Raw genomic sequence first — 22660 nt, forward strand, 5'->3', positions numbered from 1 at the left:
TACCGGCGCCGGCCGCCGTTGCCGCTGACCTCACGGCTGATCGTCGACGGCGACCGACCCAGACCTGCCGCGATCGCCCGAAGCGACAACCCGGCGGCCAGACCACGCGAGATCTCTTCGCGCTCTTCGAGGCTCAATCGACCGACTGCTCGATGTCGTGGATCAGGTCTGATCCCACCGCACCGAATCAGGTAGGTCCGCACCGTGCTGGTCGGCAGACCCAGAGCCCGAGCAGTCGGCTTGACCGAGTGCCCGGACCGCAACCGCCTCCAGATCTCGTCGATGTCTGCAGGCGACAACCGCTGATAGCTCTGACGCGCCATCGCGACTCCTTCAATCAGGAAGTGTTGCGATGACTCATTGAGAGCGCCGGCATGAGCGGACAGTCCACGACGACGCGCGATCTCCTCTTCGTGGGTCGCTGGCGTCCCTCAGCAGCCGAGCTCGTCGCGCAGCTGACGCTGCTGGCGGTCGTAGCTCTCGTCACCGCGCGAACCGCTGCTGTCGTCGTAGAAGGAGCAGTAGATTGTCTTGGTCTGCTGCCGGTCCTGGTAGGTGTGCCACGCCGTGATGCCGGTAAACGCTGCAGCCGCGATCGCGGCCACGGCGATCACCTGGAGCAGGGCGAGCTGGGTGCGCGCGGGGTCGCGGGGCGGCTTGGGCGGCCGTGGCGGCTTCGTCGAGCCGATCGTGTCCTCGGTTCCGCCGTCCAGCGAGTCTCGCGCGTCCATGCCAGAACCCTAGAGCCGCGCGACCACCGCCGCCGCCTTTCTGAGCGTCGGCGCGCGGCACCGAGACGCCCTCACCTAACCCTGATCCTTTGCCCGCACATCGGCATGAGCGCGCTCTAAGCGGCGGATGCGTACGTCTCCCGCCGGGTGTTCGCATCGGGGAGGCTCTTCGCCAAGTTTCGGTCAACGAATTCCTGGTCGGACGGTCAGTGCTCTGCGACATGCAGTGCCGGCAGCGCAACGGAGATGGTGCCTGCACCGCCATCGAGAACGTTCACAGTGGCGCTCCGCGCCGCGGTGTGCAGACCCAGGCCCGGCATCGACAAGGTGGCGCTGAAGATCCCGTCTGGAACGTCGACGACGAGACGGCCCTGCGTGTCGAGGGTGCCCGTCCGGATCTGCTTGCCGGCCCCGTCGTAGACCACGGCCGCTGCGCCTGCGGCAGGCAGATCCGTGCAACTGCCCGCCTCTGTGCAAACACTCACCGTGCCTTCAACCGTGAGCGTCGTCGCCGTGTCGTTGTCGGCGCAGCCGACGACCAGCGCTAACGCGAAACCCGCCTCCGCAGCTGACGCGACGAGCCCGAGACGCCTACCCATGCCCGCACTATGCCTCTCCTCGGCCGATGAGCGTTCCACGTCCACGCAGCGGCCTTCAGCACGGGTCCCAGATGTCCCAAGTGCCGGACTGACTCGACGCCGCCCAGTGATTGTTGGAGTTGCTCCAGCTCAGCCCGAACGAGTCGACGCCCACGGAGAACCCGGTCGGGGCCGTGCCGCTCCAGGAGTGGCCGTAGCGCGAGTAGATCTGCAGGGGTGCACCGCACGCCGGCCTCTTGATCACCATCGAGGTTGAGGCCTGGAACATGTTGTTGTCGGGTTTCGTAACGGTCTTGTAGATCTTGTCCTGCTTGCGCCAGGAGACACCGGCAGAGGAGTGGTCCTCTGGGTTGATGGGCGTGGTGCAGTTGAACCGCGCGTATGACCGGCTGGTGTCGCCGCGTCTGCAGAAGATCGCGCTGACCTGCACATTCTGCATGTTGCGGCTGAACCGCATGCCGAACCCGTCGGCACCGCCGATGTCACACGGCGTGTCGATGCAACTGCTGGAAAAGGACCCGATGTCGTAGTAATGCCACTCGCTACGGTCGGGGTTCCCCGTGTTCCACTCGTAACTGGCGTACGCGTAGTAGCGCTGGTTGCTCGTGTCCCACAGGACCTGCGGTCGCGGCAGGGTCATGTCGTCAGCGACCGACGAGACAGGCTGGACATCGTTCACGTCGCTGACGATGTATAGGCCCAGGTCGGCCAACTCATCCTGGTGCTCGGAGATGTCCCCAAGGGGCGTAATCTGCTCCATCACCCGGTTGAACCGAGCCTGCTCGTTCGCTGTCAAGGGCCCGGTGTGCTCCTCGTCCTGGCCGGGAGGAGTAGTGCCGCAAGGCGGTTGTGAGCAGGGCGGCCCGCCCGCTTCGACGATCTGTGGCTTGTCAGGCCCCGTCAGGGAGGTGGCGGCGGCGAGCGCGGCGATGACGATCGGAGCGATCCCGAACCGGATAGCGCGAAGAAGAGGTGTCCGAAGCATCCGAGACTTCCTTTCGTACTTCCTCCCCGACGGGAGCTGTTCGCGAGGGCAGCCTGCGTTCAACCCGGTCTGTACCACTTGTGCCGTGGTGACTGTCGTCGACAACCGGTGCGCGGTGGCTTTCGGGCCGGCCACCTGCATCGCACGGGGCGCACCCGGGAGCTTCGCGGACGCACCCGCTCGAATTCGCCGGAGGTCCGGACGGCAGGACTCAACGCGCGACGACCCAAGTGCCGCACATCGCGGCAGCTGCGAGCACTTCAGTAGGCGACACCAACGCCGTCAGGCAGCCCGATGCCGACGATGCGCGAGCCCGGTGCCACCTACGTCTGCATCTGACTCGCCGCGCGCCGCCGGGGACCCCCCGTATGTCCAGGTGAGGAGCTCGGGCGGCAGTTGCTCAGATGACGGAGCGAGCCTTTTGACGGAACCGCACCGCCGCACCTGCCGGATCAACAGCCGCTGCGGTGCACGGCGCGGGCGTCGGCCTTGGTCTTCTTGAACTTGGTGATGCGCTTCCCTGCCAGCGGGGCGTACTTCGTACCGCTGGAACTGTTCCAAGCGAGCCCGAACCATGCCTCGGGTGTGGACAGGATCGCCTCCCCGGCGACCTTGATCGCAGCCGCGGTGAAGCCGTTGTACTCTCCGAGACCGATCGGCTTGTGGCCGAAGCCCCGGCGTTGCATCCACCGGGCGAGCAACGGGACGGCGCGCGCGGGGAGCAGGTCGCCGGGTGCGCTGAAGGTGCCCGACTGATAGGAGTCGACGGCGACGAAGTCCCAACGGCGGAGCAGCGACCTGCTGGTGAAGCTGGCGAAGGCGGGGACCTTGTTGTCCAGCAGCCACCCGTTGAGGATCGGGCCGACCTTCACCTTGGGCGTCTTGCCGGTCTTGAAGATGTCGAGGAACTTCCGTGATCCGGCGCGGAACTTGGCCGGCGCCATATTGCCGTAGGGCTCGTGCCAGAACGTCGCGGTCACCGGTACGCCGAAGTGCGCGAGGTAGCGGTGGGTGGCCCGGAGCCAGGAGTCGTAGCCGCCGTGGATGAGCATGTCGACGCTGGGGACCTTGTAGGAGACCACCGGCATCTGGTGGGCCGCGACCGCCTGGCCGATGACGCTGGCCTGCGCCCGGCCGTCAGGCCGCAGCGAGGCGAAGATGCGACGGGCCGAGATGCCGCAGGCGCCGACCTCATGGGTCCGCTTGCCCCACAAGTCCGCGGGCGCGGACATGCCGATGATCTTCTTCGCCGCGACCTTGCCGGCCGCGTCGGCGTTCGCGGCGGCGGACGTGCTCGCGGCGGTGCGCGAGTGCCCGGTGGCGGCGTCGGCGGACGGGGCGGGGACGGTGGTGGAGAGCACGGCGGCTGCAGCAGCAAGGCCGGTCAGCATCGAGACGGGGGCGCGCTTCAAACGAGTCACTCCTTGGGGGAAGGTGGTGGGGCGCGAGACTCACACGTCGCAGGACCGCCGGAGCCCGGCGCGAAGCGCCATCAGGCCAGCTGCGGCAACTCACTCCGGGCGGCTCGAACCCGAGGGTCATCTCCTAGTTGGTCACGCATGCGAAGACTCCTTCGGTGGTGGATCCGCCTGCGGCCGTACACCACGAGGCTTCCGTTCCGGCTGCCCGCTTCGCATCCGCTACCGCACAGTGGTCTTGGATGCTGGCGTGCCCAGGAGATTGAGCGCGACGACGGTCACCCAGCTCCGCGGAGGTTCCGACCCGCCGGCACCCAGTGCAGCACCGGGGCTGGTGTGGCCGCCTGATCAGGGCAGGCGCCCGGCCGCCTGCAGGAAAGACCGGCACTGGTGGGTGCGAGGGGTCGCCCATGCCTCGACGCGGATGCCATGACCGCTCCCGTTATGCCCGATGCGCGTTCGGTGGCGTTGGCTGGCGTCCGGTCCGCAGGTGCTGGGAGCGGACGAGGTTGATCTGGGCGGGCATCAATCGCGGCAGATCCGGAAGTTTGCCGATGCCGCCCCTCAGAGCGTCGGGGCAGTGCTGAGAGCCGAGGGTTCTTGCGGCTCGTTTCGTTGTCGTAACCCATCGCACTCGAAGGATGCAACAAGCTGCGACCCCCGCCAGGCGAATCGGGGTCACGCGTTCTTCGGATCCAGCACGGGGCAGATGACGACGTCGATCACCTGCGGCACCCAAGCGGGAGCGCCGCTGCGCGACGAGGCGAACCACCCCTTCGTGCCATGGATATCGGGGCGCACCAGTGCTGCTCTGGAACGAGGTCCACTCGGGATCGGATCGAGGTGCCGCCATGCTCCCCATCGCTCCTCGGCGAGCCACCCGGCTCACCGCTCTCGTCGGCTCGGCCGTCCTCGCGGTCGGCCTGGTGGGCCGCGCCCCCGCCGCCGCGGCTGCCGTCGACCCCGAGGTCCCCCCGGTGCTCGCAGGCGACACCTGGCTGCAGCACCACCGGGACGACCTGATGCCGTACTGGCTGGTTCCCGACGCGCTGGGCGAGCCGCTCGGCAACTTCCCGTCGTTCCGCGGGCCCGACGGCGAACTGCTCCCGGACCAGCCGGATCGCGGGACGTCGACCCTGGGTCGCGGGGTGTTCGGCTACTCCCTCGCGTTCCTGCTGACCGGTCAGGAGCGGTTCCTGACCTACGCACGCGCAGGGATCGCCTGGATCGAGGCGCACGCCGAGGACCACGTGCACGGCGGCTACTTCGGCGAGCTGGACGCGGCAGGCCGCCCGGTCGACCCGCTGGCGAACAAGGACGTCTTCGACGCGGCGTCGGTGGGCCTCGGCTACGCGATGTACTTCGCCGTCACCCACGACCCCGCCGCCGAGGCCAAGCTGCTCGCGGTCCGCGACCTGGTGTTCGGGCCGTACTACGACGCGGCCGGGCAGCGCATCAAGGACTCGCTGACCTACGACCTCGCCACCGAGGTCGACACCGGCGGGATGGGCGCGGGCAACGGCGGCGACATCACGAACTACCTCGTCCCGGGGACCGCGTTCCTGCTCCCGTCCATCGGGATCCTCAGCGACCCGGCTCGCAACGACCAGTTCCGCGCGGATCTGCGCGTCGTCACGCAGGCGCTGATCGACCGGCACAAGAACAGCGCGGCGGCGGCCGCGAACCGCTGGATGTTCTGGGGCCGGACCGGTCGCTTCGGGACGTTCAACGCCCCCGAGACGGACTTCGGGCACAACATCCAGAGCTACGCGATGATCCACCTCGCGAACCAGCTGTTCGCGGACCGACCCTGGTCGGGCCTGGCCACCGACCGCAGCCGGATGCTGGACCGCGCGTGGGACGACGGGGCCGGCCGGTGGAACGAGCGGCTCCGCAGCTTCCAGGCAGGCAACGTCGAGCCGGACAGCCAGTGGTGGTCGCACGACGAGGCCGACCAGCTGCTGGCGGCGCTCGACCTGACCGACGGGTTCACGAACACCGATCGCCTCGCCCGGAGCGCGCAGACCTTCCTCGACGTGTACGTCGACCACACGTCACCCGTCCGCGAGACCTTCGCCCGGGTGTCGCGGAACGAGGCCGACAACGACCTGCGCAAGTCGTTCTTCGGCAAGAACATGCTCCACAACATGGAGCACGCGCTGGTCCTCTACCTGCACGGGCGCGCGCTCGAGGGCCGCCCGGCGCGGCTGCACTTCGCGCTGCCCCACGACCAGGCCCTGACGGCCGAGACCCGGCCCTACTGGTTCGACGCGACCGGCCAGGAGCGGAAGGACCTGGGCCCGCTGGCGGCGCTGCCCGGCCACGACCTGGTGACCGTCGACTTCACCGGCATCGGTCAGGTGCCGCGGCCGCCGTACCCGCCACCCGACGACACGACGCCACCGACCACCGTGGTCTCCGTCGACCCCGGGCCGAACGCGGCGGGGTGGCACCGGAGCGACGTGACCGCCGGGCTCACCGCCACCGACGACCTCGTCGGGGTGAAGGAGATCCGGGCCCGCCACGACGACACGTCGTTCATCCGCCCCGGCGGGGCGACCACGACCACCCTCACCGACGAGGGCGTGCACGACGTGACGTTCCACGCGGTGGATCTCCTCGGGAACGCCGAGGCCGACCGGACCGTGCGGATCCGGATCGACCGGACGCCGCCGGCGCTGGACGGGCTGCCTGCTGCCGGGTGCCGCCTCTGGCCGCCCAACCACCGCTACGTGGAGATCGCCGACGTCCGGGCCACGGACGCCCTCTCCGGCCTCGCCGACCTCGACGTGGACGCCAGCTCGAGCGACGGTGGGTTCCTCGACGTGATCGTGGTCGGCGGCCGCGTGCTGGCCCGCGCCGAGCTCGGGCACCGAGGCGCCGAGCGCATCTACACCGTGGAGGCGACCGCGACCGACGACGCGGGCAACACGGCGAGTGACACCGGCACCTGCACCGTCAGCCGCCCGTCGGCGGGTCGATGAAGCTGTCGATGACCTGACGCGCCCATTCGAGCAGGGCGATCCCGACGATCGGCTTGCCTCCGACGACGACGGCAGTCGCGGCCGCGGCCGCGGCACGAGGATCGTCCAAACCGGCGCCTTCACGATCGACTTCGGGTACATCCGGTTGAGGCGTACGACGCGGGAGTCCGGCAGCTCGACCGGCGCGAAGCGCGTTCTTGCCAGCCTCTATTGCGGGCAGGACGATCTTGCGGGTGGCGTCGGTCAGGCCGATCACTCGAACGATGCCAAGGCTCCACGCTCGCCCGATCCTCACATCGGCTGCCAGATCCGGCAGCTCGGCCTACGCCGACAGGCGGCGGAATGGGTCACGTTGGCGGTGAAGGCATCCGTGTTGTTGAAGACGCCCATGGCTGTACGTCGACCGTGCCTGTCGTCGGATTCCAGGCTGCCGTCTCCGAACGTTGACGAGCCCGGGTCATTGGCCCCTAGCCCGGTTGTCCGCGGCTCGACGGGTGGTCGCCGAGAAGTGCTGGAAGTCGGGCTCGGTCCAGGATCCGCCCCACTCCCAGCCGATCGCCGCGAAGGCCCGGACCACCACGTCATCGGACCTGATCACCCCGTCGGGAACGCGTGCCCCCGCGGACCGGTCCAGGGTTGCGAAGCGCCGTGAGCCGGGCGGGGCGATCCTGGATCCGGTCAAGTAGGGGTTCTGCACCGGGTTGAGGTCGATCGCGGCGCCGAAGGCGTGGTCGGACCACCTGCCACTTCCCTCGACCTTGCGGCAGTTGGCCGCCGAGGTGTTGTCGGCCGCCATGGAGCGGTCGTCGTCTCCTCCGTAGGCATCGACCAGTCGGATCCGCCGGATGGGCCAACGGGCGTCGTACAGCTTTCGGAAGACGCCGACGACGTCGTGGGCATACGGCGCCGCGACGACCATCTCGCCGGTGTGGGGTCGGCCATCGAAGCCGACGTAACTCAGTTGGAGGTAGCGCAGCGCTCGCCACGGGACGGGGCAGCCCGGGTGATGACTGGTGCGCATCCGCTGACGGAGAACCGGCGTGATCGGCTCGACCGACGCGCGATACGTCGCCGGGCCGGGCTGCGTCGGTCCCGAGGCGAGTCCCGCGCATCCGCGTCGCACCTGCCAGTCGGTGACCGCCCGCTGCCGCGATGTGCCCGAAAGGGGCAGCGGAGCTCCACCCAGGGGTCCGATGCGTGCGGGCGTCCACTGGTCGGAGACGACCTTGCCGTCCTCCAGTCTGAGCTGCAGAACCCCCGAGTCCGAGGGATGGTTGTGGTACCAGACGAAGTTCCCGAGGCCGTAGTTGACGTACGTGTCTCCCTGCCACCCGGAGCCGAGCTGAACGTGGGCGTGGCTGCCGACGAGGACGTCCGCCCCGGCCGCGGCGAGGGCGTGGGCGGTCGTGCGCTGCCTCAGGGTGGGGCAGGTCTGCATGTCCCGGCCCCAGTGCAGGTAGACCACCACCACGTCGGCGTCGCGGTCCGCCCGGCGCACGGCGCGGAGAAGCACTCGCGGTCGGGGGCCGCGCGCGGCGGCCAACCCCGGCGTACGGCGTCCGGCGGTCCAGATGGGGCTGGTGCTCTCGAGCGGTGTCGTGTCCGCGGTCAGGAAGGCAAGGTCGGTCCCGCGCACCCGGACCCGGTACGGCGTGAAGGCGTGCGCGCGGTCGTCGCCCACGCCGACGACCGCCAGCGGAGCGTGCCTGGCCGCCAGCAGGGTGTCGTGCAACCCGGCCGCACCGAGGTCGGCGCCGTGGTTGTTGGCCACCGTCACCACGTCGACGCCGGCGTCGGCGAGGACGTCGAGCGCCCTGGGCGGGGCACGGAACCAGTAGCGGTCCCGTGGTCTCTCGAGGGACTTGGGGTCCCAGCTGTCGCGCTCGGTGATCGCACTCTCCAGGTTGACCATGGTCAGGTCGGCGTCGGCCAGGGCCCGGCTGATCGGGCCGAATCCGCGGGGGTCGTCCAGGAGGGCGGCCACCTGGATCTGGAAGTGGATGTCGCCGGCGAACGCGAGGGACACCACGTGGTGTGGATGGTGGTCGCGGTGGGGCTCGTCGGTAGCCAGCACCTGACGGTGGATCGGAGGCGAGGAGGTCGGGTGCGGCGCAGTCGAGCAGGCGACCAGCAGGACCGCAAGACCCAACCCGACGAGGATCCTGCTCGACCTGGGGATCATGAGTCCTTCCTCCTGTGTGATGCGTGTCCCGCTCGGGTCCTTCCCTACACACGAGCCCTGAGGCTCGACGCTCGTTCCCTGGCGCCAGCGACGTGGGTCAGCCGATGGACTCGCTCTTCCCGAAGTCGGGTGCGACGATCCCGGTCGGTGCGGACGCCCCGACCCCGCACGTCTTGCTCTCGAGGTGGCAGACGATCAGGTCGGTCCTCTGCGGCAGAGGACTGAGCACCACGACCGTCTGGTCGTCGAGCCACTGGACGAGCCAGGCGACGCCGGTCTTGTCGGGATAGTCCTGGGGCGGTTCGAACGCGAAGGTCCGCCCGCTGACGTCCTCGGCGCGCATGTCGCCCGATCCAACCGGCGCGACCCCGTCCACGCCCGCGACGCCGTTCCTCAGGTTCAAGGCCATCTGCTGGCCCATCCCGTCGGAGTAGTGGAACGCGTCCGACGAGTCCCACCTGCCGTCACCCTTCAACCGGATCGAGCGCACCGCGGCGTCGGCGTCGAGGTCCCTGATCAGGTCCTGCTCGGTGATGCGTGTCTGTTCGCCCGTTGCCGGGTCGTAGCGCACCAAGGCCTGGTCTTCGGGCATCTCCTCGGGATTCGGGTCTTTGATCAGGTAGACGAACCTGTCCGAGAGCAGCGCGGGCACGGCGGTGTGACCCGGCTGCAGCGCCACGGTGTCGCGGGCGACCTCCTGCCCGGTGTCCGTGTCGTAGACGACGACCTCGGGCTCGCCGGGCGCCGGGAACTCGAACCACACCAGACGAGAGCCGGCATTGGGCGAGAGCAGCCAGCCCGGGCGGCTCGTCAGCGGCCAGGTGTCGCCGTACCCGGGACCGGTCTCGCCGAGCGCCCCGAGCTGGTCGGTGGTGGACCCGTCGGTGAACCAGATCCGACCGTCGTCGGTACGGAATCCAACGCCATCGTCGGTGACGTCCAGCTCCACGACGGGCGCGTCGGCCTCGACCGTGTGCTCGCCGAAGTGGATGGTGCTTGCGTCGGCATAGGTCAGGAGTCGCACAGTCGGAGCCGGCGCCGGCTCGATCCGGCGATCGGAGTCCCGCCCGAGGTACGCGGTAGTGGCAGCTGTCGCGACCACGATCGCGGCGACGGCAAGGCTCGTGGCCACCCTGGCGCGCCGGTCTCGCCGACGCGCCGTCTCGCGCAACGCCTCGAGGGGAGGAGGAACGATCTGGTCGCCGATGCGACGGAGCACGTCCAGCTCAGACATGGCGCAGCTCCTCTTTGTCGTCCCCGGTGTCGTCCAGCAGGTCGGCGAGTCGGTCCCGTGCCCGAGCCAGCCGCGACTTCACCGTGCCCTCCGGGACCCCGAGCTGGGCGGCGACGTCGGCAACCGCGAGGTCGGCCAGGTAGTGCAGGACCACCGCCTCGCGCTGCCCGGCGTCGAGCTCCTCCAAAGCGGCCACGATCGCGACGTGCTCCGGGCCGACGTCCACCGATCCCTGCGGACCGGGCACCTTGGCCTGGTAGCGACGCACCACAGAGGCGTGCCGCCACCCGTGTCGTACGCCGTTGAGCGCCACGGTGCGCACCCATGCCTCAGGGTTGCTGACCCGGGCGAACTGGGACTCCTTGCGCAAGGCGGTCACGAAGGCGTCCTGAACGGCGTCCTCCGCCGCGGCCAGGTCGCCGCAGATCGCGTAGATCTGGACGACCAGGCGGCGGTACGACGCGTGATACAGCTCGTCGAGGTCCATTGCCGTCGGCATCGGTCACCTCCTCCCGCTTGCCCAGCGTCACCGATCGCGTCCGAGATTGTCGATGGGACGATCCGCCAGCAGACCTCGAGGTTCCCGAGCCGCTGGTTTCGGGCGGCATGCGCAAGAGGTCGGGCGTCGACGCTATCGGCGTCGACCGGACGACAGCCGGCAGCCGGGGCAGGTCGAGCTCGACGGGTCTCATCGGGAACCTGCGGAGCCTTTCGGACCTCGTTGCAGCAGAGGCACGACGTCGACAGGAGACCGCCATGACCCGATACCCAGCCCGAGGGCTGCTCCTCCTGGTGGCGGCGCTGTCGCTCCAGCTCACCGGATGCAGCGACGACTCGCCCCAAGCCGCCGACAAGAATGCCAACAGTCCGTCGGCCGCCGAGTCGGCTGTCTCGGAGCCGACCGCCACCGAGGCAACGACCTCCGGGCCGTTCTCACTCAGGGAGTACGACGGACCGATCGACCCGGGTCGGCACCGTGTGCCGCTGATCAGCTGGGAGCGGACGTACCCTGTCGACGCGCTGGTGCGGGTTCCCGACGGGTTCATCACTCCTGGTGGCTGGGTCATCGAGAACGGTCTGGACGGGACCGCGTACGGCGACCTGATGTTCTTCGGCGACGTGGACCTCGTCGACACCGACCCGTGCGGAGCCGGACAGGCCATCAAGCCCGGACCGACGGTCCGTGACCTGGCCGAGGCCCTGACCGGCCAGCTTCCCGACCGGGCCACGGCCCCCAGACCGATCACGGTCGGGGGTCACCGCGGCCTGTACGTCGAGATGCGGGTGCCACGCAACCTCAGCCGGTGCGAGTCCGGGAAGTTCACCGTCCTCGCCGTCCATCAGGCCGAGAACCCTTGGTACTCCGCTGGTCCGGGCCGACTCCTCCGCTTCTGGATCGTCGAGGTCGACGGCCAGCGGGTCATGGTCGCGGTCAATGTGGTCCCCGGTCGCACCACCCACGCCGCCGAGCTGGTGCACATGGCCAAGACCGCTGAGTTCGTCGAGAACGTGGACGGGTGACGCGCGTCAGCCGCGTCTGCCGCCTGGGTAGTGATCCCGGGCCACGACCCAGCCCACCATGGACCATGATCGCCTCAAGCCCCGCACCCGCGCCTTCGGCCAGGAGGACTGCGACTGGTTCCCAACGGACCAGCAGGCACGTCTGATCAAGCGCAGTTCGTGGGCTCGTCGCTGGACGCGTCGGGGTACGCAGCCGGCGTGGGCTGGGGCCTTCCGATCGCGTCGAACCGGGAGCATGCTGACGCCATGACCACTCTGGGCGTGCGGTTCGCCACCGCGCTCGCTGCCAAGGACGAGGCTGCGGTGCGGGCCGTCATCGCCGACGATCTCGACTTCAAGGCGCTGACGCCACGCAAGTTCTGGGAGGGCGACTCGCCAGATGAGCTCGTCGAGGTGCTCGGCGTGTGGTTCGGAGCGGATGGCCACATCGACGAGTTGGAAAAGGCCGTCGACGGTGAAGACGTCGCCGACACCATGCACGTCTCCTACCGGCTCCGGATCACCACGCCGGACGGGCCACATGCCGTCGAGCAGCAGGCCTACTACCGCGCCGACGGCGACAGGATCAGCTTCTTGCGGGTGATGTGCTCGGGTTACCGTCCCATCAGCTGACGCGGTCCGCGTCGGACCAGGCTGAGATGGCGCACTCGTGGCGGTAAGTCGCACCTTCGCCGATGCGCTGATCGCGACAGTTGTGCGCGCGCTGCCTACGGATGGGGAGCAAGTCGCAGCCGCCCGAACGTAGAGGAGACCGAACGGCGTCGCTCGCTGATGCTCTGAGCCGTCAACTCGTTCAACGACCTCGCTCGGGAGCGCTTCGATCAGGCCCTCGCATGGGGCCTGCCAGCGCCGGAATGTTGACCAGTAATGAGAGGCGCGGCCATTCCGCCCCGTGTTCCACTGTGTCGCACGCAAGCGACGGAGCCGCGAGTTGACGGAGGTGATCCCGGTGGCGGGCTATGGGGCGCTGTCCGAGGCGTATGAGTGGTTGATCCGGGACGACCTGGTGACGCCGGCCGGCGCGGCCGCGAGGTTCGATGGCCTCGTGACGTCTCTGCCGCCTGGGGCGCGTGTCCTCGACTGCGCCTGCGGCACCGGCCAGCTCGCGGTTGGCCTGGCCGGTCTCGGCTTGGACGTCGTGGCAACGGACGCGAGCCTCGGAATGGTCCGCCGGACGGAGGAACTCGCTGCCGAGCATGGCGTCTCGATCCAAGCGCACCAGGTCACTTGGGAGGAGCTGTCCGACCATCTCGATGCCGCGAGCTTCGACGTGGTGTTCTGTGTGGGCAACTCGCTCGGTCACGCTGAGGGCGCGGCCGGGCGGCAGGCCGCGCTGGCCGCGATGGCACGACTATTGCGTCCGGGTGGGCGCCTCGTACTCACCTCTCGCAAGTGGGAGGCCGTGCGCGCTCGAGGCTCGCGGATGGACGTCCGCGATCGACTGGTTCGCCGCAACGGTCGGGACGCGGTCGTCGTCTACTACACCCAGATCGCGCACGCCTGGGAGCAGGAGCACCATTGGGAGATCGCCGTTGCGCAGGTGGAGCCGGACGGGTCCCTCCGCACCTGCTCCGAGCGGTTGTCCTTCTGGCCGTTCCGCTACGAGGAACTCACGGCACAGTTGCAGAGCGTCGGACTCACGGTAGAGACCACCACGTTCGAGCCCGATGACGGTGGGTACCTGTTGGTCGCTGGAAACGAATGAGTGGCGATCACTGCTCGACCTGTCAGGGCTGGGTGGCGACGAGGCGTTCCCTGCGCGGTAGCACCACGAGGTCGGCGGCGGCTGCGTTCGCCTCCCGGACTGCTTCGAGGAGTGGCCTGCCAGTGCTGAGCTCGGCAGCGAGTGCGCCGGTGAACTCGTCACCGGCACCGGTCGTGTCGACGGCCGCGGCCCGCCGACCCGGGACGTGGACGACCGGTGTCGTTGCGTCCGCGACGTAGGCACCGTTGCCTCCGTCGGTCACGACCACTGAACGAGCGAGCGTCGCGAGTTGGTGAGTCAGCGCTGGAAGTGACCCGTTCTCGGGCGTCAGGGCGCCGCCACTGCTGATGATTGCGCTGGCCTCGATGGCGTTCACGACGATCGGGTCGCACGTCTGCAGCAGGTCCGATCGAAGTGATTGCATCGGGCTGGGATTCAGCATGAAGCGAACACGGTGCTCACCAGGCGTTGGCCTACCTCGGCCTGTTGGCCGGCTACGAGTACGTCCACGAGGCGTGCGCGGACCCGCTCCTCGTCCGGATGCTGTCCGCGTACCTGAGCGCGGAAGCCACGCCTTCACTACGGCCGGTGCCGGGCATGGACCTGGCCGAGTACCAGCGGCAAGTCGTGGAGCGCTTCGCGAACCCGGCGGTCCGCGACACCCTCGCCCGGTTGGCAGTGGACAGCTCGGACCGCATGCCCAAGTTCGTCCTGCCGGTCATCCGCGAGAACTTGGCCGCGGGCCGCCCGATCCGGATCGGAGCACTCATCGTCGCGAGCTGGGCAAGATTCGCCGAGGGCGTCGACGACCTCGGGCGACCCCTCGCCCTCGTCGATCGACGGTCGCGTGAGCTCCAGGATCGTGCTGCCCGTCAGGCCGGCGCTTCATCGCGTTTCGTCGAGCTCCGGGACCTGTTCGGCGACCTCGGCGCTGACCGCCGGTTCGTCGACGCCTACTCGCAGGCGCTCGACTCGCTGCGCACCTTGGGTGCGAGGGCGACTATGGAACGGTGGACCTGACGCGGAGGTAGGCGGACCTGGCTCAGGGGAGTCCTTGCGGACCGTGGCTCGTTGCTGACGACAAAACACCGCCTACTTCGACGATTCCAGGTGGCTGCACTCCGGGACCGCGAGGTCTCTTCGCGTTGACCCGGAGGAGATCCGCGATCATGGGAGCCGTTCCGTTGCCCTCGGTCTCCAGGGGCTGGTGGACGATCTAGCGGACGATCTCGTCGACGTAGGCGTGGGCGGGCTCCTCGAGCAGCTCCTTGAGCTCGAAGAACGTCCGCGACGCCTCCTCGCCCCGCCACGAGGCGGGCAGCAGTGCCGTCGGGAGGCCCGGGTCGAGGTAGGGGAGCCGCCGCCACATGGTGAGCGCGCGCACGTAGTCGGCGAAGCTGGCCTCCGGAGCCCGGACCTCGGTCGTTCGCCAGCGTTCGAGCATCGGCACCGCCCGCTCGAGGAAAGCGCGGTACTGGACGTCCAGGGCGTCGAGGTCCCACCACTCGGCGACCTTGGTGGCCGGATCGCCGAAGGCGAGGTACTCCGCGCGGAAGAGGTCGACGTACGGCGAGAGGTCGTTCGCCTCGATCACCCGGCGGGCGTCGGGGAGCAGGTGTCCGGGACCGACCCAGACGCCGGAGGACACGGTGCCGAAGCCCAGCCAGGTCAGCCGGGTGCGGAGCGTGTGGCGCTTCTGACGCTCGTCCTCGGGCACGGAGAACACGACCAGCGCCCACTGGTCGAGCTCGTGGTCGCCGCGGGCGAAGATCCGCTCGTCGCCGATCTCGAGCACGCCACGGGCATAGGCGGAGAGCGCGTAGCCCGCCGCTCCGTCCCGCCGCTCGGCCACCAGCAGGCCGCGACGCTTGAGCCGCGAGACCGAGGAGCGGACGGCCTGGTCGTCGACGTCGACCGTGGCCAGCAGGCGGATCAGGGTGCGCACGCTGACCCAGCCGCCGGCCTCGCGGACGTAGAGCCCGAGCACGGTGAGGATCAGCGCCCGAGGGGGTTGGCCGAGGTCCTCGCCCGTCACGTCGGCGCTCAGGCGTCGGTCGCCGGCGGCCGCAGCCGCTCGTCCGGGATGACCGCGATGCCGACGATCTCGATCAGCGCCTCCGGCTGCCAGAGAGCGGTGGTGCCGATCCCGGCCATCGCCGGGTACACGCGCCCGGCCAGCTCCCGCCAGACGCGACCGATCTCCGCGCCGTGGGCCTGGTAGTCCGGGATGTCGGTGAGGTAGATCGTGATGCTGACGAGGTCCTCCGGCTGGCCGCCGGCCTCGGCCAGCGTCGCGAGCACGTTGCCGAACGCCTGCCGGAACTGCTCGACGATGCCGCCCGGCACGATCCGCATGTCGGCGTCGAGCGCCGTCTGGCCGCCCAGGTAGAGCGTGTTCCCGGCCAGGGTGCCGTGGCTGTAGCCGCTCGGCGTGGGGAGCGACGCTGGGTTGACGGGGACTGGGCTCACCGGGGCACCTTCCGGGCGGGATCGCTGCTGACGGTTCCCAACCCTAGCAGTGACATGTAACGTTGACGACGGTCGTAACAAAAGCGCTATATGCCACGTACGTCGAGGAGGTCTCGGTGCGACTCGCCACCGTCCGCGTGACCGACGCGCCCACGAGCGAGACCGTGGCCGCCGTGCACACGGGAGAGGGATGGCGACGCCTGGGGTCGCCCGACCTCTCTGCGTTCCTGGCCGGAGGCGGAGTGCCGGAGGCCGACGGCGACGTGCTCGCGTCCGGTCGGCCGGTGCTGCCGCTGCCGCATCCCGGGAAGGTCGTCTGCTGCGGCCTCAACTACGCGGACCACATCGCCGAGACCGGACGCGAGCAGCCGGCGTACCCGACCCTCTTCGCCAAGTACGCCGACACGCTGGTCGGTCCGGACGACGACATCCGGGTGCCGTGCACCGCGCAGGTGGACTGGGAGGCCGAGCTCGCGGTCGTCGTGGGCCACCACCTCCGGCACGCGGACCGCGAGACCGCCGGGCGGGCGATCGCCGGCTACACGGTCGCGAACGACATCTCGCTCCGCGACTGGCAGTACCGCACCGGGCAGTGGTTCCAGGGCAAGGCCTGGGACCGCACCACCCCGGTCGGACCGGTCGTCGTCACGCCCGACGAGGTCGACCCGATCGCCGGCCTCGACATCAGCTGCCGGGTCAACGGGGAGCTCGTCCAGCACGCGAGCACCAGGACCCTGGTCTTCGACGCGGCCGCGCTGCTCGCCTACGTCTCCACCTTCACCGCGCTCCGGCCGGGCGACCTCGTCCTGACCGGGACGCCCGGTGGCGTCGGCGTCGCCCGCGAGCCGCAGGTCTTCCTCGGTGACGGCGACGTCGTCGAGACCGAGATCGCCGGCATCGGCACGCTCCGCAACACGATCCGCACCGACCCCGCGCCGAGCCCGTCACGAGAGGGATGAATCCATGGAGCCAGATCTGAGCAAGTACGAGCTCGAGGGCGACAACGCCACGTACGCCGGGCCCTCGGGCCTCGTCGTGCCCGTCGTCACCCGGGCCGGCCTCGAGGTCGGCGACACCGGCCAGTCCGACGGCGCCTCGCGGGTCTCCGGGGTGAGCATCCAGCACACCCCGGCCACCAGGCTGTGGTTCGGCAAGGTCCGCAACGAGGGCGGCTACCGGTCGGTGCCGCACCACCACGGCGAGGCGGAGACCGGCGGCTACGTGCTCTCCGGCCGGGCCCGGATCTACTTCGGGGAGAAGTTCGAGGACTACCTCGACATGGCCGAAGGGGACTGGGTCTTCGTGCCGCCGTTCATGCCGCACGTCGAGTGCAACCTGGACCGGAACAACCCGCTCACCTGGATGACCACGCGCACGCCCGAGAACATCGTGGTCAACCTGCCCCAGGTCGCGGACGAGCAGCTGCGGGACTGGACGGACCGCCCGTGACCACGGCCCCTGTCCACGGCACGTCGGCCGTCGTCACCGACGCACTCGCCCTCACCGAGGTCGAGCCGGAGCACTTCGACGTGGCCTTCACCGCCACCACCCAGCCGTGCCCGTGGCCCAAGGCGTACGGCGGTGACATGGTCGCCCAGGCCGCCGCCGCCGCGATGCGCACGGTCACCGACGGCAAGACGCTGCACTCGATGCACAGCTACTTCCTGCGCCCCCTGGACATCGGCGCCGAGGCCCGCTACGAGGTGGAGCTGCTGCGCGACGGCCGGGGCTACTCGACCCGGCAGGTGCGGGGCTACCAGAACGGCAAGCCCGTCTACGTGTGCCTGGGCGGGTTCGCGGCCGGCGATCCGGACGCCGACGAGTTCGCCCCCGACGCGCCCCTCGACGTACCGGACCCGGAGTCGCTGCCGAGCTCGGCGTCCTACCTCGAGCCGGTGCCCCCCGGTGGGGAGACGATGATGACCGAGGAGTCGAAGGCCTACTGGAGCGGTGGGCGCAGCTTCGACATGCGGCACGTCCCGGGACCGGTCTACGTCCGTGTCGAGGGCGAGCGGGTCCCGCACCAGGCGCTGTGGGTCAAGCCGTTCGACCCGCTCCGCCCGGTCGCCGGACTGGCCGACGAGCAGCGCGACCTCGCGGCGCTCGCCTACGTCTGCGACTACACGATCCTCGAGCCGGTGCTGCGGGTGCTCGACCTGCCGTGGGCACAGCACGGGCTGGTGACCGCCAGCCTCGACCACGCGATGTGGTTCCACCGCGCGCCGGGGAGGGCGCTGGACGGCTGGCTGCTCTACACGCAGGAGGCGGAGTCGGCAGGGTCGGGCCGTGGGCTCGGACGCGGCCGCTTCTTCACCCCGGACGGCAGGCACGTCGCCACCGTCCTCCAGGAGGGCATGATCCGCCCCGACCGGGGAGCACACTGATGGACCTCGCACCCAGCGCCCACATCGACACCTTCACGCGCGACCACCTGCCGGAGCCGGCCCTGTGGCCGACGCTCGAGTTCACCACGGACGCCCTGCAGTACCCCGACCGGCTCAACGCGGGGGTCGAGCTCGTCGACGTGCCCGCGCTCCGCGTCGGCGACGACGCACCCGCGCTCCGCACCCCCGACGGCTCGGTGTGGACGTACGGCGAGCTGCGCCGTCGCTCCGACCAGGTCGCGCAGGTCCTGACCGAGGACCTCGGGCTGGTGCCGGGCAACCGCGTGCTGCTCCGCTCGCCCAACAACCCGTGGACGGTCGCCGCCTGGCTGGGCGTGCTCAAGGCCGGCGGTGTGGTCGTCACCACGATGGCCGCGCTGCGGACCCGCGAGATCGAGCCGATCGTGGCGAGGACCCGGCCCGTCATCGCACTGGTCGACCACCGCTTCGCCGACGACGTGCTCGCCCTCGGGGGCGACCTGGTCGTCGTGACCTACGGCGGCGACGGTGCCGACGACCTGGTCCGGCGGGCCGCGGCCAAGTCCGGGGAGCTGACACCGGTGGACACCGCGGCCGACGACGTCGCCCTGCTCGGACCGACGTCCGGCAGCACCGGCGTCCCGAAGATCACCATGCACTTCCACCGCGACGTGCTGGCCATCGACGACACGTTCGGCCGCACCCTTCAGCTCGGACCGGGCGACGTGGTCGCCTGCACGGCGCCGCTCGCCTTCACCTTCGGGCTGGGGATGCTGGTGGTCTTCGCGCTCCGCGCCGGCGCCTGCGCCCTGCTCACCGAGCAGGCGACGCCGGTCCAGCTCGCCGACCTGGTCGCCGAGCACGACGTGACCGTGCTGGCCACCGCGCCCACGGCGTACAAGCAGATCCTGAGGTCCGGGCGGATCGACCGGCTGCAGCACCTGCGCGCCGCCGTGAGCGCGGGCGAGCACATCTCGCTCGGGGTGTGGGAGCAGATCCGGGACACGATCGGGCTGGAGATCGTCGACGGCATCGGTGCTACCGAGATGCTGCACATCTTCATCTCCAACGTCGGCCACCCGATCCGGCCCGGCGCGACGGGGAAGCCGCTGCCGGGCTACCGCGCGACCGTCCTCGGCGACGACGGGGAGCCCGTGGGGATAGACGAGGAGGGACGCCTCGCCGTGATCGGCCCGGTGGGGTGCCGCTACCTCGACGACGACCGCCAGCGTGGCTACGTCGTCAACGGCTGGAACGTCACCGGTGACACGTTCAAGGTCGACGCGGACGGCTACTTCCACTACTGCGCCCGGACGGACAACATGATCGTCTCGTCGGGCTACAACATCGGCGGGCCCGAGGTCGAGGCCGCCATCGACGACCACCCGGACGTGGTCGAGTGCGCCGTGGTCGCCGAGCCCGACGCCGAGCGTGGAGCGATCGTGTGCGCGTTCGTCGTCCTCAGGGACGGCGTCGTCGGGGACGAGGCGGAGGCCAAGCGGATCCAGGACTTCGTGAAGAGCCAGATCGCGCCGTACAAGTACCCCCGCGACGTGCGCTTCGTCGAGGCACTCCCACGCAACGCGAGCGGCAAGCTGCAGCACTTCCGGCTGCGTGAGGAACTGGAGGCGGCCCGATGAGGATCGCGATCGCCGGCGGCGGCCCCGGCGGGCTCTACCTCGCCGCGCTCATGAAGCAGCTCGACCCGCGGCACGAGATCACCGTGTGGGAGCGCAACGCACCCGACGACACCTTCGGGTTCGGCGTCGTCTTCTCCGACGAGACCCTCGGTGCGGTCGCGACCGCGGACACCGTGATCCACGACCAGATGGCCAGCCGTTTCGCGCGCTGGACCGACATCGACGTCGATGTCGACGGGCACGCCTTCACCGTGGGCGGGCAGGGGTTCGCCGCGATGGGCCGCAAGGACCTGCTGCGCATCCTGCAGGAGCGCGTCGCGGCCCTCGGCGTCACGGTCCACTACCGCACCGAGGCTCCCGACCCCGACCGGCTGCGCGCCGACCACGACCTCGTGGTCGCCTCCGACGGTCTCAACTCGATGATCCGGACCAGGTACGCCGACGTCTTCGGACCGAGCCTCGACCGGCGCCGGAACAAGTACATCTGGTTCGGCACCGACCTGGTCTTCGAGGCGTTCCAGTTCTTCGTCAAGCAGACGGAGTGGGGCACCATGCAGATCCACGGGTACCCCTACTCCGACCAGGGCTCGACGTTCATCGTCGAGATGCACGAGGACGTCTGGAGACGCGCCGGGCTCGACCGCACCGAGGACACCGTCCTCCCGCCGGGGGCGTCCGACGAGTACGCCGTGGAGCGGATCGCGGAGATCTTCGCCGACGAGCTGCAGGGCCACCGGATCCTCACCAACAACTCCAAGTGGCTGAGCTTCCACACGGTGCGCAACGAGCGGTGGTACGACGGCAACGTCGTGCTGCTCGGCGACGCGGCCCACACCGCGCACTTCTCGATCGGGTCCGGCACCAAGCTCGCGATGGAGGACGCGCTCGCGCTGGCGGCCTGCCTGCACGAGCAGCCGACCGTCGAGGCCGCGCTCGCGGCGTACCAGGCGGAGCGCAAGCCGGTGGTCGAGTCGACGCAGCGTGCCGCCCAGGCGTCGCTGGAGTGGTTCGAGAACATCGGGATGTACGCCGGGCAGGACCCGGCGCAGTTCGTGTTCAACCTGATCACGCGCTCGCGCCGCATCACCTTCGAGAACCTCAAGGAGCGCGACCCTGAGTTCGCGGCCCGGATGGAGGCCGAGTTCGCGCGCCACCAGGGAGCCGACGAGGTCGCGCCGGCCATGTTCCAGCCGACCACGATCGGCAACCTGCGGCTGAAGAACCGGATCATCGTGTCCTCGATGGACATGTACGTCGCCGAGGAGGGCGTCCCGACCGACTTCCACCTGGTCCACCTCGGTTCGAAGGCCCTGGGCGGGGCCGGCCTGGTGATGACCGAGATGACCTGCGTGTCCCCGGAGGCGCGGATCACGCCGGGCTGCCCCGGCCTCTGGACCGACGAGCAGCGCGACGCCTGGCAGCGGGTCGTCGACTTCGTGCACCGCGAGAGCACCGCCCGGATCGGCCTGCAGCTCGGGCACTCGGGCCGCAAGGGGTCGACGAAGCTGATGTGGGAGGGCATGGACGAGCCGCTCGCCGCGGACAACTGGGAGGTCGTCGGCCCCTCACCCGTCCCGTACGGCGCCGGCTGCCACGTGCCGAGGGAGGCCACCGAGGAGGACCTCGAGCTCATCGTCGAGCAGTTCGCCCAGGCGGCACGCCGCGGCGTCGAGGCCGGCTTCGACCTCGTCGAGGTGCACGCTGCGCACGGCTACCTACTCTCGTCGTTCCTCTCGCCCGTCTCCAACCACCGCACCGACCAGTACGGCGGCTCGCTGGAGAACCGGCTGCGCTTCCCGCTGCGGGTCTTCGACGCGGTCCGCGCCGTCGTGCCGGCCGAGGTCCCGGTCACCGTCCGGATCTCCGCCACCGACTGGATGCCGGACGGCAACACCGAGGACGATGCCGTCGAGATCGCGCGGGCGTTCATCGCCCACGGGGCCGCCGCCATCGACGTCTCCTCGGGGCAGGTCTCGCAGGACGAGAAGCCCGCCTTCGGCCGCTCTTACCAGACCCCGTTCGCGGACCGGATCCGGCACCAGGTCGCCGGATCGGCCGGCGTCGCGGTGATCGCGGTCGGGGCCATCTCGTCCTACGACGACGTGAACTCCATCCTGCTCGCGGGCCGCGCCGACCTCTGCGCCCTGGCGCGCACGCACCTGTACGACCCGCAGTGGACGCTGCACGCGGCGGCCGAGCAGGACTACCGGGGACCGGGTGCGGACTGGCCGCTGCCCTGGGAGGCGGGCCGTCGGCGGCCGCCGACGTCCCGGACCGACAAGGTCCCACCGCGGCTGTCGATGCTCCGCGACGAGGCGGAGGGCCCGATCCACGTGCGGTGGCGGCCGGCGCGGGACCAGGTGGCCGTGTCCTGATGGCCGAGCAGCACGAGGGGGCCTCGATCACGCTGCGGACCCGCGTCGAGTGGATCGACACCGACGCGGCCGGGATCTACCACAACAGCAGCGTGCTCCGGTTCGTGGAGGCCGCCGAGGCCGAGCTGATGCGCGAGCTGGGCATCGAGGGCTACTTCCCGGTGGCACCCCGCGTCCGGCTCGAGGTGGACTTCGAGGCGCCGCTGTTCTTCGGCCAGGAGGTCACGGTGGACCTGGTGGTCCACCGGGTCGGTTCGAGCTCCCTCACCTTCCGCTTCGAGGTGTGGGGCGAGCAGCACCTCGGCGCTCCGCGGAGCCGGGCCGCGGCGGGCAGCTACGTGACGGTCCACGTCGAGGGCGACCACTCGACGGGGACGCGCAGCGTGCCGTGGCCCCGGGAGTGGAGCGAGCGGTGGCGCCGTCCGGCGGCGTACGGCGCGGCTCGGGAGTGAAC

The 22660-nt window shown here is 70.0% G+C and carries 23 protein-coding genes and 1 pseudogene; 11 read left to right on the plus strand and 13 right to left on the minus strand.

What is annotated here, in order from left to right:
• From N538_RS29695 to N538_RS29465, 6 genes are all read right to left on the minus strand, one after another.
• A partial coding sequence (locus N538_RS29695; protein ID WP_442937162.1) for a helix-turn-helix domain-containing protein occupies positions 1-323 on the minus strand: 323 nt, incomplete at its 3' end.
• A 108-nt stretch (positions 324-431) separates the two neighbouring features.
• A complete protein-coding gene (locus N538_RS27375) occupies positions 432-731 on the minus strand; it encodes a hypothetical protein (protein WP_051549158.1) in 300 nt (99 codons plus the stop codon).
• Positions 732-937: 206 nt separating this feature from the next.
• Positions 938-1330: a hypothetical protein gene (locus tag N538_RS0110390; RefSeq protein WP_028637259.1), complete on the minus strand. Its 393-nt coding sequence runs from the start codon at positions 1328-1330 to the stop codon at positions 938-940.
• Positions 1331-1385: 55 nt separating this feature from the next.
• Positions 1386-2315: a hypothetical protein gene (locus N538_RS0110395; protein ID WP_028637260.1), complete on the minus strand. Its 930-nt coding sequence runs from the start codon at positions 2313-2315 to the stop codon at positions 1386-1388.
• Positions 2316-2767: 452 nt separating this feature from the next.
• The gene (locus N538_RS0110400; RefSeq protein WP_155992048.1) at positions 2768-3727 is read right to left on the minus strand and encodes a hypothetical protein; all 960 of its coding nucleotides are present in this window, start codon (positions 3725-3727) and stop codon (positions 2768-2770) included.
• Between the two features lie 684 nt (positions 3728-4411).
• Entirely contained in the window at positions 4412-4534 is a 123-nt protein-coding gene (locus tag N538_RS29465) for a hypothetical protein (RefSeq protein WP_269320326.1), read from the minus strand.
• A gap of 50 nt (positions 4535-4584) precedes the next feature.
• On the opposite strand from N538_RS29465, the gene N538_RS0110405 reads away from it, so the two are divergent.
• A complete protein-coding gene (locus tag N538_RS0110405) occupies positions 4585-6717 on the plus strand; it encodes an OmpL47-type beta-barrel domain-containing protein (RefSeq protein ID WP_155992049.1) in 2133 nt (710 codons plus the stop codon).
• Here N538_RS0110405 and N538_RS27945 read toward each other — a convergent pair.
• The 4 genes from N538_RS27945 to N538_RS24810 all read right to left on the minus strand — a co-directional run bounded on the left by N538_RS27945 (position 6692) and on the right by N538_RS24810 (position 10632).
• The gene (locus tag N538_RS27945; protein ID WP_231496194.1) at positions 6692-6973 is read right to left on the minus strand and encodes a hypothetical protein; all 282 of its coding nucleotides are present in this window, start codon (positions 6971-6973) and stop codon (positions 6692-6694) included. The genes N538_RS0110405 and N538_RS27945 overlap by 26 nt on opposite strands.
• Positions 6974-7174: 201 nt before the next feature.
• Positions 7175-8899, minus strand: coding sequence for a CapA family protein (locus N538_RS27380; protein ID WP_051549159.1), 1725 nt, complete (start codon positions 8897-8899; stop codon positions 7175-7177).
• Between the two features lie 97 nt (positions 8900-8996).
• Positions 8997-10133, minus strand: a complete 1137-nt coding sequence (locus tag N538_RS0110420) for a hypothetical protein (RefSeq protein ID WP_028637263.1) — start codon at positions 10131-10133, stop codon at positions 8997-8999.
• Positions 10126-10632 carry an RNA polymerase sigma factor gene (locus N538_RS24810; protein WP_036570137.1) on the minus strand — a complete coding sequence of 169 codons (507 nt, stop codon included), beginning with the start codon at positions 10630-10632 and terminating at the stop codon, positions 10126-10128. The genes N538_RS0110420 and N538_RS24810 overlap by 8 nt, the downstream gene beginning before the upstream one ends.
• 257 nt (positions 10633-10889) lie before the next feature.
• Here N538_RS24810 and N538_RS0110430 point away from each other — a divergent pair, with 257 nt between their 5' ends.
• The 3 genes from N538_RS0110430 (at position 10890) to N538_RS0110440 (ending at position 13359) form a co-directional block, all read left to right on the plus strand.
• Positions 10890-11654, plus strand: a complete 765-nt coding sequence (locus N538_RS0110430) for a hypothetical protein (protein WP_155992050.1) — start codon at positions 10890-10892, stop codon at positions 11652-11654.
• Between the two features lie 246 nt (positions 11655-11900).
• Positions 11901-12266, plus strand: a complete 366-nt coding sequence (locus N538_RS24815) for a hypothetical protein (protein WP_036570208.1) — start codon at positions 11901-11903, stop codon at positions 12264-12266.
• A 328-nt stretch (positions 12267-12594) separates the two neighbouring features.
• Positions 12595-13359, plus strand: coding sequence for a class I SAM-dependent methyltransferase (locus N538_RS0110440; RefSeq protein WP_231496203.1), 765 nt, complete (start codon positions 12595-12597; stop codon positions 13357-13359).
• A 22-nt stretch (positions 13360-13381) separates the two neighbouring features.
• Here N538_RS0110440 and N538_RS27950 read toward each other — a convergent pair whose 3' ends face one another.
• On the minus strand, positions 13382-13801 hold the full coding sequence (locus tag N538_RS27950; protein WP_081790418.1) for a PfkB family carbohydrate kinase: 420 nt from the start codon (positions 13799-13801) through the stop codon (positions 13382-13384).
• 23 nt (positions 13802-13824) lie between these two features.
• Here N538_RS27950 and N538_RS0110450 point away from each other — a divergent pair.
• A pseudogene (locus N538_RS0110450) lies at positions 13825-14379 on the plus strand (mannitol dehydrogenase family protein); the annotation flags it as partial.
• 196 nt (positions 14380-14575) lie between these two features.
• On the opposite strand, the gene N538_RS0110455 reads toward N538_RS0110450, so the two are convergent.
• Together N538_RS0110455 and N538_RS0110460 are read right to left on the minus strand one after the other, a co-directional pair.
• Positions 14576-15394, minus strand: a complete 819-nt coding sequence (locus N538_RS0110455) for a PaaX family transcriptional regulator (RefSeq protein ID WP_028637268.1) — start codon at positions 15392-15394, stop codon at positions 14576-14578.
• Positions 15395-15402: 8 nt separating this feature from the next.
• On the minus strand, positions 15403-15828 hold the full coding sequence (locus tag N538_RS0110460; RefSeq protein WP_028637269.1) for a RidA family protein: 426 nt from the start codon (positions 15826-15828) through the stop codon (positions 15403-15405).
• Positions 15829-15944: 116 nt separating this feature from the next.
• Here N538_RS0110460 and N538_RS0110465 point away from each other — a divergent pair, with 116 nt between their 5' ends.
• Genes N538_RS0110465 through N538_RS24825 form a run of 6 tightly spaced genes read left to right on the plus strand, consistent with a single transcriptional unit; the run spans position 15945 to position 22658 of the window.
• Positions 15945-16787, plus strand: a complete 843-nt coding sequence (locus tag N538_RS0110465) for a fumarylacetoacetate hydrolase family protein (protein WP_028637270.1) — start codon at positions 15945-15947, stop codon at positions 16785-16787.
• A 4-nt stretch (positions 16788-16791) separates the two neighbouring features.
• Entirely contained in the window at positions 16792-17277 is a 486-nt protein-coding gene (locus N538_RS0110470; RefSeq protein WP_028637271.1) for a cupin domain-containing protein, read from the plus strand.
• Positions 17274-18212, plus strand: a complete 939-nt coding sequence (locus N538_RS0110475) for an acyl-CoA thioesterase (protein ID WP_028637272.1) — start codon at positions 17274-17276, stop codon at positions 18210-18212. The genes N538_RS0110470 and N538_RS0110475 overlap by 4 nt, the downstream gene beginning before the upstream one ends.
• Positions 18212-19831: an AMP-binding protein gene (locus N538_RS0110480; protein WP_028637273.1), complete on the plus strand. Its 1620-nt coding sequence runs from the start codon at positions 18212-18214 to the stop codon at positions 19829-19831. The genes N538_RS0110475 and N538_RS0110480 overlap by 1 nt, the downstream gene beginning before the upstream one ends.
• Entirely contained in the window at positions 19828-22206 is a 2379-nt protein-coding gene (locus tag N538_RS0110485; protein ID WP_028637274.1) for a bifunctional salicylyl-CoA 5-hydroxylase/oxidoreductase, read from the plus strand. Before N538_RS0110480 ends, N538_RS0110485 begins: the two co-directional genes overlap by 4 nt.
• A complete protein-coding gene (locus tag N538_RS24825) occupies positions 22206-22658 on the plus strand; it encodes an acyl-CoA thioesterase (protein WP_051549220.1) in 453 nt (150 codons plus the stop codon). Before N538_RS0110485 ends, N538_RS24825 begins: the two co-directional genes overlap by 1 nt.
• Positions 22659-22660 lie beyond the last annotated feature (2 nt).

The sequence above is a fragment of the Nocardioides sp. URHA0032 genome, from assembly GCF_000620645.1.
Taxonomy (GTDB): Bacteria; Actinomycetota; Actinomycetes; order Propionibacteriales; family Nocardioidaceae; genus Nocardioides.